Origin of the sequence: Pseudoxanthobacter sp., assembly GCF_036822375.1 — a bacterium.
Classification (GTDB): domain Bacteria; phylum Pseudomonadota; class Alphaproteobacteria; order Rhizobiales; family Segnochrobactraceae; genus Pseudoxanthobacter.
Genome location: NZ_DAISHT010000071.1, coordinates 5,850 through 16,780, shown reverse-complemented (window position 1 = coordinate 16,780; position 10,931 = coordinate 5,850). Strand labels below are relative to the sequence as shown.

Sequence of the window (10,931 nt, the reverse complement as noted above, 5' to 3'; positions counted from 1 at the left end):
TCGCCAATCTGGCGGTGTCGCTGATCCAGCACGAGCAGATCGTGACCACCCTGCCCAAGGCGAAGGACCTGCGTCCGATCGTCGAAAAGCTGATCACCCTCGGCAAGCGCGGCGATCTGCATGCGCGCCGTCAGGCCATCGCGCAGATCAAGGACGTGGAAACCGTCCGTAAGCTGTTCGAGACGCTCGGCCCGCGCTACAAGGAGCGCAACGGCGGCTACACCCGCGTGCTGAAGGCGGGTTTCCGTCAGGGCGACACCGCGGCGCGTGCCGTGATCGAGTTCGTGGATCGCGATCCGGCTGCCAAGGGTGCGGCTGACCGCGCCCGCACCGAAGCGGCGGCTGCCGCTGAGGCCGTTGCGGCCTGATTGCCGGTTCCGCCGGAGTTTGAGAAAAGGGGCGCCTCGTGGCGCCCTTTTTTTTATGCCGGCGGCGGTCGGGGCAGGGCAGGGCAGCTGCGGGCCGCCTTGGTGTTGGCGGGATTGGCTGGTTGCGTCGGTCGGGCAACGACGACGGCGTTTGAGGGCGAAAGCGATGAAGATTGCACGGGTGGCCGCCGGGGTGACGGTGGCGTTCGGCGTGGCGGCGGCGGCGCTGAGCGGGGCGGCATCGGCGCAGGACGTGCCGAAGAGCCGGGCGGAAATCAGCCTGAGCTTTGCGCCCGTGGTGAAGAAGGTCGTGCCGGCGGTCGTCAACGTCTACGCCTCGCGCGTGGTGGCGCAGCCGCGGTCGCCCTTCGGCGACGATCCGCTGTTCCGCCGGTTCTTCGGCAGCGAGGCGCCGGGGCAGGCGGCACCGCGACAGCGGCAGTTACAGTCGCTGGGCTCGGGCGTGCTGGTCGATTCGTCGGGCATCATCGTCACCAACAACCATGTCATCCGCGATGCGGATGCGGTGCGGGTGGCGCTGGCGGACCGGCGGGAATATGACGCCGACATCGTGCTGAAGGACGAGAAGACCGATCTGGCCGTTCTGAAGGTGCGCGGCGCCGACGGCCCGCTGCCGGCACTGACCTTTGCCGATTCGGACGGTCTTGAGGTCGGCGATCTGGTGCTGGCGGTGGGCAATCCGTTCGGTGTCGGGCAGACGGTGACGCAGGGCATCGTCTCGGCGCTGGCGCGCACGCAGGTCGGCATCACCGATTATCAGTTCTTCATCCAGACCGATGCGGCCATCAACCCGGGCAATTCGGGCGGCGCGCTCGTCGATGTCGACGGCAACGTGGTCGGCATCAACACGGCGATCTATTCCAAGTCGGGCGGTTCCATCGGCATCGGCTTTGCCATTCCCGCCAATATGGTGCGGCAGGTGGTGGAGGCGGCGAAGCAGGGTGGCGTCATCCACCGGCCGTGGCTGGGGGCGACGCTGCAGGCGGTCTCCGCTGACATTGCCGACGGGCTCGGGCTCGGGCGGCCGGAAGGGGCGATCGTGACGGCGGTGGTGGCAGACGGGCCGGCGGACCGCGCGGGCCTCAGGGTCGGCGATCTGATTACGACGGTCGGCGGCAAGCCGGTCGACGATCCGGACGGGTTCGGCTATCGCTTCACGACGCGGCCGCTGGGCGGTGCGGTGGAGCTGGGCATTCTGCGGGCCGGCAAGGCGGAGACGCTGAAGCTGGCGCTCGTGGAGGCGCCCGAGGTGCCGGCACGCGAGCCGCGGACGCTGAAAGGCATCTCGCCGCTGGGCGGGGCGACCATCGTCAATCTGTCGCCGGCGGCGAACGACGCGCTGAGCCTGCCGGGCGACCGGCGCGGGGTGGCGGTGTCGGAGGTGGCCGGGGGCTCGATTGCCGAGCGCGTCGGCTTCCAGCGCGGCGACATTCTGGTCGAGGTCAACGGCGCGCGGCCGGAGACGACGACTGAGGCGGCGCGGCTGCTGTCGGTGCGGGCCGGGGTGTGGCGCATCGCGGTGGAGCGCGACGGCCGGGTGATGCAGATCGTGCTGCGCGGCTGAGCGGCCGCCGGGCATTGGCCGAAAGGGCAGGGAGAGCGGGCATGTCGGATCTTTTTGCGGCCGCCGGGCTGGAGCGTCAGGCGCCGCGCCCGCTGGCCGACCGGCTGCGGCCGAAGCAGCTTGCCGATGTGGTCGGGCAGGACCATCTGGTCGGGCCGGATGGCACGCTGACGCGGATGCTGCGCTCGGGCACGGTCGGCAGTCTGGTGCTGTGGGGGCCGCCGGGCACCGGCAAAACAACCGTGGCGCGTCTGCTGGCGGGGGCGACCGATCTGGCGTTCGAACAGGTTTCGGCCATCCACACCGGCGTGGCCGACCTGAAGAAGCTGTTCGACGGTGCGCGCGGCCGGCGGGCGATGGGCAAGGGCACGCTGCTGTTCGTGGACGAGATCCACCGCTTCAACAAGGCGCAGCAGGATTCCTTCCTGCCGGTCATGGAAGACGGCACGGTCACGCTGGTGGGCGCGACGACGGAGAACCCGTCGTTCGAGCTCAACGCCGCGCTGCTGTCGCGGGCGCAGGTGCTGGTGTTCCGCCCGCTCGGGGCGGAGGCGATCGACAGCCTGCTGAGGCGGGCGGAGGCGGCGGAAAAGCGGCCGCTGCCGCTGGACGAGACCGCCCGCGCCGTGCTGGTGCGCATGGCGGACGGCGACGGCCGCGCGTCGCTGACGCTTGCCGAAGAGGTGTGGCGTGCCGCCGGGCCGGGTGAGGTTTTCGATGCGGAGCGGCTGCAGGCGGTGCTGCAGCGCCGCGCGCCGATCTATGACAAGTCCGAGGACGGGCACTACAACCTCATTTCCGCGCTCCACAAATCGGTGCGCGGTTCGGACCCGGATGCGACGCTCTACTATCTCTGCCGCATGCTGGATGCCGGCGAGGACCCGCTGTTCGTGGCCCGCCGGCTGGTGCGCATGGCGGTGGAAGATATCGGCCTTGCCGATCCGCAGGCCCTCGTCATCTGCAACGCCGCCCGGGATGCCTATCATTTCCTCGGCAGCCCGGAGGGCGAACTGGCTCTGGCGCAGGCCGCGATCTATCTGGCCACGGCGCCGAAGTCGAACGCCGCCTATCTGGCCTACAAGAGCGCGCTGCGCACGGCCAGGGAGAACGGCTCGCTGGTGCCGCCGCGGACCATTCTCAATGCGCCGACCCGGCTGATGAAGCAGGAAGGCTACGGCGCCGGCTATCGCTACGATCACGACGAGCCGGATGCGTTCTCCGGGCAGGATTATTTTCCCGAGGCGCTCGGCCGGCAGAACTTCTACCGGCCGACCCCGCGCGGCTTCGAGCGCATCCTGGGCGAGCGGCTCGACCGCTGGGCGCAGTTGCGCCGCGAGCGGCAGGGCCGCGGCTGAAGGCGGGCCGGTTATCTGTCGCGCCGGCCGGCCGTGTTTGATTTGCGGATGTCATCCTGTTTGCGGGTACCATACGCGCATGATTGCGCGGCCGCGCCGGTCGGGCACACGCGCGCTGCCGGCATGGGGCCGGGCGTGAGGGGGCAGGTTGCATGAGGGGACAGGATGATCGAGGCGTTGCTGGTGTTCGCCGGGGGCGGGCTTGGGGCCGTGGTGCGCTATTATCTCAGCGCCTTCAGCATGAAGACGTTCGGCATGGCCTTTCCGTGGGGCACGTTCTTCATCAACGTCACGGGTTCGCTGGTCATGGGCCTTGCCATCGCGTGGCTCGCCTCTCACGAGCCGGGGCCGACGAAGGCGTTCCGGCTCTTCTTCACCACCGGCGTGCTCGGCGGCTACACCACGTTTTCCACGTTCTCGCTCGACAGCTTCTATCTGTGGGAGCGCGGTGAAATCGGCCTCGCCGCGGCCTATGTGGCGGGGTCCGTCGTGCTGTCGCTGCTGGCGGTCGCCGGCGGCATGGGGGCCGGGCGGCTGATGTTCCATTAAGGCGCCCCGCGCAGGGCTGGGCTGCGCGGAAATCGCGCGTGGCGCCGCTCGCCCCGCTTGCGAAAGGGCGCGGAAACTGTCACCTGTGGCGCCATGGCAGGCGTTTACACCATTGTTGTCGGCCGCGACGAAGACGGCATGCGTCTCGATCGCTGGTTCAAGTCGCACTACCCGGGGCTCGGCTTCGTGCAGCTTCAGAAGCTGTTGCGGTCCGGCCAGATCCGGGTCGACGGCGCGCGCGTCAAGACCTCGACCCGGCTTGAGTCGGGCCAGAGCGTGCGCATTCCGCCGATGCAGACCGATGCGCACGGCATGGCCGGCGGCGGGGAGGAAGGCGAGCGCCCCTCCTTCAGCGCGCGGCCGAGCGACCGGGCCTTTCTGGAAAGCCTCATCCTGCATGAGGACCGCGAGACCTTCGTGTTCAACAAGCCCGCCGGGCTTGCGGTGCAGGGCGGTTCCGGGCTGACGCGCCATGTCGACGGCATGCTGGAGGCCTTCCGCGATGCGAAGGGCCAGAAGCCGCGCCTCGTCCACCGCATCGACCGCGACACCTCCGGCATTCTGGTGGTGGCGCGCACCCGGCTGGCGGCGGAAAAGCTGACCGGTGCGTTCCGCGCCCGCCAGACCAAGAAGGTCTACTGGGCACTCGTGCGCGGCGTGCCGAAGCCGCGGCAGGGGCGCATCTCCACCTTCCTCGCCAAGGAGCCGGGGCCGGAAGGCGACCGCATGCGCATTGCCCGCCACGGCGAGGACGATGCCCAGCACGCCCTCAGCTATTATGCCGTCGTCGATCAGGCGGCCCAGCAGATCGCGTGGATTTCCATGCGCCCGGTGACCGGGCGCACCCATCAGCTGCGCGCCCATGCCGCCTATATCGGCCATCCGATCATCGGCGATCCGAAATATTTCAACGTGGAGAACTGGCAGCTGCCGGGCGGCATCCAGAACCGGCTGCATCTCCATGCGCGGCGCATCATCATTCCGCATCCGGCCGGCGGCGTGCTGGATGTGTCGGCGCCGCTGCCGGACCACATGCAGCAGTCGTTCAATCTTCTGGGCTTCGATGCGAGCCAGTATGACCCGATCGAGGAATCGCCGGACGACTGAGCCGGCCTTTCTTCACCCGATGGCAACCGTCTCCGGCGCCTGATGGCGTGATTTGCGGGCCCCGCCTCGGGCGGCGCCCGCGCGCGATGCGACAAGCCAGGAGGGTGCCGGGTGAGCGCCAGCAGTTCTTCCCCAGAGGCCGAACCCCGGGGCCGCTTTGCCCGGCTGCTGGCCGTCTATGGCCGCCGCCGCGTGGCGGTCATGCTGCTGCTCGGCTTTTCTTCCGGCCTGCCGTTCCAGCTGACCAGTTCCACGCTGCAGGCGTGGCTGACGGAAAGCGGCGTCGGCGTCGAGACCATCGGCCTGTTCGGCCTCGTCGCCATTGCCTATGGCTGGAAATTCGTCTGGTCGCCGTTCATCGACGGGTTCGCCATTCCCGGCCTGTCGCGGCTGCTGGGCCACCGCCGGGCGTGGCTCATCACCATCCAGTGCGCGCTGATGGCGGCCATCGCCTGCCTGTCGCTGGTCGATCCCATGGTGGACCGCTGGTCGGTCGCCGGTGTCGCGGTGGTGGTGGCCTTCCTGTCGGCCACGCAGGATATCGCCGTCGATGCGCTGCGCATCGAGGCGCTGGAGGAGCGCGAGCAGGCGGCCGGCACGGCCAACTTCCTCACCGCCTACCGGGTGGCCATGCTCGTCTCGTTTGCGGGCGCTGTGTCGCTGGTCTCCGCGCTGGAAGCCTCCGGCATGGACAAGACGGCCGCCTGGCACACCGGCTTCCTCGTCATGGCGGGGCTGGTCGTGGTCGGCATGATCGGCACGCTGCTGATCCGCGAGGACTGGGCCAGCGAGGCGGCACGCTTTTCCACAGCGGTGCCCGGCCGGTTCCGTTCCGCCGTTGTCGAGCCGTTCCGCGATTTTCTGAAGAAGGATGCGTGGGCGCAGATCCTGCTGTTCGTGCTGCTGTTCAAGCTGGGCGATGCCTTCACCACGGAGCTGCGGACCTATTTCTTCCTCACCATGGGGTTCGAGAAGGCCACCTACGCGGCGTTGCAGTGGCCGTTCGGGTTCTTCTCCGTCATTCTCGGCGCCTTCGTGGGTGGTGTGCTGGCCAACCGGCTGGGCGTGCTCAGGGCGCTGTGGATTGCCACCCTCGGCCAGATGGCCACCAACATCATCTTCGTCTGGCCCGCGCTGGACCTGCCGGCGCTGACGGCGGCCATCGGCGTGCCGGGGCCGGACGGGGTGCCGAAGATCACGCTGGAGGCGATTTCCAGCCATGGCACGCAGGGGCTGGTGGCGGCGGCCACGCTGTGCGGCACGGTGGCGCTGGAAAACTTCGCCACCGGCATCGGCGGCACGGTGATGGTGGCCTATCTGGCGCGGCTGTGTTCCAACCGCGCCTACACGGCCACCCAATATGCCCTGCTGACCTCGCTGGAAGGCATGGCGCGTGTCACTCTTGCCGCACCCGCCGGGTTCGTCGTCGCCTCGGTCGGCTGGGTCTGGTATTATGTCATCGCGACTTTTCTGGCGCTGCCCGGCCTTGTGCTGCTCGGCTGGCTGAAGCGACGGGAAGAGCGACGCGAGGCCGGCCTGCGCCCCCCGGCCACCGCGCCGGGGGCCTGAAAGCACATCTGACAAACCCGGGGCGAGCCTGCCTGTCCTGTCGTTGCCGGCGGGCGCGCTGCCGGGCTGGCCTGGCCGGCCGCCGGCGCCGTCCGCTGCCTTTCATGGCCGCCTTTCAAGCCGGAGTCCTTCATGTCCGACGCCGTTGCCGCTGCCTTCGCCCGTCTGGAGGCCCATCGCGCTTCCTTCGACGGTGTGCATCTGCGCGATCTTTTCCGGGCCGATCCCGCACGTTTCACCGCTTTTTCCGCTGCGCTCGACGATCTGCTGGTCGACTATTCCAAGAACCGCGTCACGGCGGAAACCATGACGCTGCTCGCCGGGCTGGCGCGGGCGGCGGATGTGGAGGGCCTGCGCGACCGCATGTTCGCCGGCGAGGCGATCAATTTCACCGAGCACCGCTCGGTGCTGCACGTCGCGCTGCGTAACCGCTCCGGCCGGCCGGTTCTCGTCGACGGGCGGGATGTGATGCCGGAGGTGAACGCGGTGCTGGCCCGCATGCGGGCATTCTCCGAAGGCGTCCGCTCCGGTGTCATTGCCGGGGCCACCGGCAAGCGCTTCACCGATGTGGTCAATATCGGCATCGGCGGTTCGGACCTCGGCCCCGCCATGGTGGCGCTGGCGCTGTCGCCCTATCGCGGCGACGGGCCGGCGGTGCATTTCGTCTCCAATGTCGACGGGGCGCACATCCACGACACGCTTCTGGGGCTCAACCCGGAAACGACGCTGTTCCTCGTCGCCTCCAAGACCTTCACCACGCTGGAGACCATGACCAACGCCGGCACTGCCCGGGCGTGGGTGGTGGACACGCTCGGCGAGGCGGCGGTCGGCGCCCATTTCGCCGCGCTTTCGACCAACCTTGAGAAGATTGCCGCCTTCGGCATTCCGCAGGACCGTGCCTTCGGTTTCTGGGACTGGGTCGGCGGGCGCTATTCGGTGTGGTCGGCCATCGGCCTGTCGGTGGAAATGGCCATCGGCGCCGACAATTTCGAGGCGTTCCTCGCCGGCGGCCACGCCATGGACGAGCATTTCCGCACCGCGCCGATCGAGGCGAACCTGCCGTTCCTGATCGGCCTGCTGGGGGTGTGGTACCGCAATGTCTGGGGCTTCGCGACCAAGGCGATCCTGCCCTATGACCAGCGCCTTGCCCGCTTTGCGGCCCACCTGCAGCAGCTCGACATGGAATCGAACGGCAAGCGCGTGACGCGGGCCGGCACGCCGGTGGCCCTCGCCACCGGCCCGGTGGTGTGGGGCGAGCCCGGCACCAACGGCCAGCACGCCTTCTTCCAGCTGATCCATCAGGGCACGGACATCATTCCGGCCGATTTCCTCGTGGCTGCCGAGCCGCACCAGCTGCCGCACCAGCACGCCTATCTGGTGGCCAACTGCCTTGCCCAGACCAAGGCGCTGATGGACGGCCGCACGCTGGAGGAGGCGAGCGCCCAGCTTGCCGCCGCAGGCCTCGCCCCGGAGGCCGTCGCCCGTCTCGCCCCGCACAAGGTCTTCCCCGGCAACCGGCCGACCACGACCATTGCCTATGCCACCCTCGATCCGTTCACCCTCGGCCGGCTGCTGGCGCTCTACGAGCATGTCGTGTTCGTGCAGGGCGCCATCTGGAACGTGAATTCGTTCGATCAGTGGGGCGTGGAACTCGGCAAGGAACTGGCGACCTCGCTGCAGCCGGTGATCGACGGCAAGGCCGGGACCGCCGCGCTCGATGCCTCGACCGCCGGTCTGGTGGAACATCTGAAGGCGAACGGCAGCGTCATCGGCCACGCCCGCTGACGGCGCGGGCGGCTGCCCGCACCGGTCGCCGGCCCCTGCGGCCTGCATGTGCGGCCCCTCCGCCCCGCGGCGGAGGGGCCGTTCTCGTTTGCGGCCGGCCGGGCCTGCAAGGATGCTGCCGTCTGGCGGCGCCGTCGGGTCCGGATATGTCGCCCGCCGATCCTGCGTCGTCAGAAAATTACGCCTGCCGTATTGTTGCCATATTATGGGCGCGAAAAGGCGCCCCTCATCCGTTGCGTTTTTGCAGGCCAGTTCGTCGGGCAGGCTCGGCCCGGCCGCCGCAACCCCAACGGCATTCGTGAATCGATGGCGGCGCGCGCCCCGGCACCTGCGGGAACGGCGGCGGCCGCGCCGTCGCTGACTGGGTGTTCCATGTCCGATCTCGTCTCACACCGGCCGCTCGACGGGCGGGATTACCGGACGCTGGCGCTCTCCTCGCTGGGCGGGGCGCTGGAGTTCTACGACTTCGTCATCTTCGTGTTCTTCGTGGCGGTGGTCGGGCAACTGTTCTTCCCGCCGGAAGTGCCGGACTGGCTGCGCGATGTGCAGGCCTTCGCCATTTTCGCCGCCGGCTATCTGGCGCGTCCGCTGGGCGGCATCGTGATCGCGCATTTCGGCGACAAGCTCGGCCGCAAGCGCATGTTCACGCTGTCGATCCTGCTGATGGCGCTGTCGACGCTGGGCATCGGCCTGATGCCGACCTTTGCCACCGCCGGCATTCTGGCGCCCGTCGGCCTGCTGATCATGCGCATCGTGCAGGGCGCGGCCATTGGCGGCGAGGTGCCGGGGGCGTGGGTGTTCGTGGCCGAGCATGTGCCGCACCGCCGCGTCGGCTTTGCCGCCGGTCTGCTCACCTGCGGCCTGACCGCGGGCATCCTGATCGGCTCGCTGGTGGCCAGCGCCATCAATGCCACGCTGACGCCGGCGGAGGTTTCCGCCTATGGCTGGCGCATCGCCTTCGTGCTCGGCGGCGTGTTCGGCCTCGTCTCGGTCTATCTGCGCCGCTGGCTGGACGAGACCCCGGTGTTCCGCGAGATGCAGGCCCGCAAGACGCTGGCCGAGGAACTGCCGCTCAAGGCGGTGGTGCGCGACCACATGGGCGGCGTCGTCGTCTCCATGCTGCTGACGTGGGTGCTGTCGGCCGGCATCGTGGTCGTCATCCTGATGACGCCCACCATCCTGCAGAAGGCCTATGGCATCGGGCCCATCGAATCGCTCAATGCCAACAGCCTGGCGACGCTGACGCTCTCCATCGGCTGTGTGGTTTCCGGCATGCTGTGCGATCGCTTCGGCGCCGGCCGGGTGCTGCTGATCGGCTGCCTTGCCATGGGGGCGGCGGCGTTCCTGCTGTTCTTCCACGTGGCGGACGGGCCCTATCTGCTGTTCCCGCTCTACGGGCTGGCGGGGCTGACGGTCGGCGTCATCGGCGCGGTGCCGTTCGTCATGATCCATGCCTTCCCGGCGCGGGTGCGGTTCTCCGGCATCTCGTTTGCCTACAACATCGCCTACGCCATCTGCGGCGGCCTCACCCCGCTGCTGGTCAGCATCTGGATGCGGTACGACCTGATGGCCCCGGCCTGGTACGTGGTGCTGGCGGGCCTGCTCGGGGCCGGCATCGGCCTCACGCTGCTGCTGCGCGCCGGCCGGCCGGCCATGGCCTGACGCGCTCACGCTTCTGTCAGAGAAAGCCGGAAGGCCCCGGAACCCCAGCGGTTCCGGGGCCTTTTGCGTCTCTGGCCGGCCCGGCGGCGGGGGGCGGGAGCAAATGCCCGCTGGTGCGTTAGCCGTTTCTTCACCATGATGCGCCCAACTGGCGTCAATCCGGGAACCGGCTGCCGCCGCTGCTTCGGGCAGGCGGGCGTTCCCTGCTGCAGCGCGAGCGGACCGCCCCCGGGTTCCGCCCGCCCGACCCGAAGCCGCGAGAGCCGATGCGTTTGTTGTTTTTCTCAGCCCCTGTGGCGGGCCCGGCGGCACAGGTGCCGCAAGGCGGCACGCCGTGAAAGGGCCGGTCTTCCGGGCGCCGCTGCCGCGCGTGCTGCTGGCGGGCGCGGCGCTGCTGCTGGCCGGTCCGGGCCTGACGGGCGGGGCCGGGGCGGCGGGCAACCCGGCAGCGGTTCCCTTTCTGCCGGTGCCGCGGCCGGATGCGGTTGCCGCTGCACCTGCACCCGCGTCTGCCGCACCCGCGTCTGCCGCACCGGCTGCTTCCGCGCCGGCCGGCCCCGCGGCGGTGCCCTCTGCCGCGAATCCGCTTGCTGCCGATCCGCTTGTCGTGAATCCGCCTGCCGATGGCGCACCGGCCGGCCGCGCGGCTGCGAAGGCCGATCTTGCGCCGCCGCAGGCGCCCGATCGCTTTGCCGCCTTTCAGGTGGTGGCCGCTCAGGCGGTGGCGCCGAAGGCCCTGCGCACCGCGCTGCGCAATGCCGGGCTGGAGCCGATGGCGACCGGTACCGGCGACCTGATGGCGGCCGATGGCGAAGCGGCCGACACGGCCCGCCCGCTGGCGATGCTGCCGGCGGCCGGCAGCGAACCCGTCCTTCCGGGCCCGGCGACCGGCTTTACCGAGGTGGCCCCGAGCGGGCGCCGCGCCATCGCGCCCGCAGAACCCTTGCCCGC

General features: G+C 69.6%; 8 protein-coding genes and 1 pseudogene. All 9 read left to right on the top strand.

Features of this window, described 5'->3' with window-relative positions; genetic code table 11:
• Positions 1 to 368 (top strand): 50S ribosomal protein L17 (rplQ, locus tag V7067_RS08905; protein ID WP_334175540.1); only part of this gene is annotated, 368 nt, incomplete at its 5' end.
• A 166-nt stretch (positions 369 to 534) separates the two neighbouring features.
• Positions 535 to 1,953 (top strand): Do family serine endopeptidase, encoded by a 1,419-nt coding sequence (locus tag V7067_RS08900; protein ID WP_334175539.1) that lies wholly within the window; start codon positions 535 to 537, stop codon positions 1,951 to 1,953.
• Positions 1,954 to 1,994: 41 nt separating this feature from the next.
• Entirely contained in the window at positions 1,995 to 3,308 is a 1,314-nt protein-coding gene (locus V7067_RS08895; RefSeq protein ID WP_334175538.1) for a replication-associated recombination protein A, read from the top strand.
• Positions 3,309 to 3,473: 165 nt separating this feature from the next.
• Positions 3,474 to 3,857 carry a fluoride efflux transporter CrcB gene (crcB, locus tag V7067_RS08890; protein ID WP_334175537.1) on the top strand — a complete coding sequence of 128 codons (384 nt, stop codon included), beginning with the start codon at positions 3,474 to 3,476 and terminating at the stop codon, positions 3,855 to 3,857.
• Between the two features lie 93 nt (positions 3,858 to 3,950).
• Positions 3,951 to 4,964, top strand: a complete 1,014-nt coding sequence (locus V7067_RS08885; RefSeq protein ID WP_334175536.1) for an RluA family pseudouridine synthase — start codon at positions 3,951 to 3,953, stop codon at positions 4,962 to 4,964.
• A gap of 111 nt (positions 4,965 to 5,075) precedes the next feature.
• A complete protein-coding gene (locus V7067_RS08880) occupies positions 5,076 to 6,533 on the top strand; it encodes an MFS transporter (protein WP_334175535.1) in 1,458 nt (485 codons plus the stop codon).
• Positions 6,534 to 6,665: 132 nt separating this feature from the next.
• Entirely contained in the window at positions 6,666 to 8,318 is a 1,653-nt protein-coding gene (gene pgi, locus V7067_RS08875) for a glucose-6-phosphate isomerase (RefSeq protein WP_334175534.1), read from the top strand.
• A gap of 372 nt (positions 8,319 to 8,690) precedes the next feature.
• Positions 8,691 to 9,980 (top strand): MFS transporter, encoded by a 1,290-nt coding sequence (locus V7067_RS08870; protein WP_334175533.1) that lies wholly within the window; start codon positions 8,691 to 8,693, stop codon positions 9,978 to 9,980.
• Between the two features lie 334 nt (positions 9,981 to 10,314).
• A pseudogene (locus tag V7067_RS08865) lies at positions 10,315 to 10,931 on the top strand (hypothetical protein); the annotation flags it as partial.

What these genes read in the sequence shown, in the direction of transcription:
- V7067_RS08900 (WP_334175539.1), top strand. Translation starts at nt 535, where the DNA reads ATGAAGATTGCACGGGTGGCCGCCGGGGTGACGGTGGCGTTCGGCGTG.
- V7067_RS08895 (WP_334175538.1), top strand. Translation starts at nt 1,995, where the DNA reads ATGTCGGATCTTTTTGCGGCCGCCGGGCTGGAGCGTCAGGCGCCGCGC.
- crcB (WP_334175537.1), top strand. Translation starts at nt 3,474, where the DNA reads ATGATCGAGGCGTTGCTGGTGTTCGCCGGGGGCGGGCTTGGGGCCGTG.
- V7067_RS08885 (WP_334175536.1), top strand. Translation starts at nt 3,951, where the DNA reads ATGGCAGGCGTTTACACCATTGTTGTCGGCCGCGACGAAGACGGCATG.
- pgi (WP_334175534.1), top strand. Translation starts at nt 6,666, where the DNA reads ATGTCCGACGCCGTTGCCGCTGCCTTCGCCCGTCTGGAGGCCCATCGC.
- V7067_RS08870 (WP_334175533.1), top strand. Translation starts at nt 8,691, where the DNA reads ATGTCCGATCTCGTCTCACACCGGCCGCTCGACGGGCGGGATTACCGG.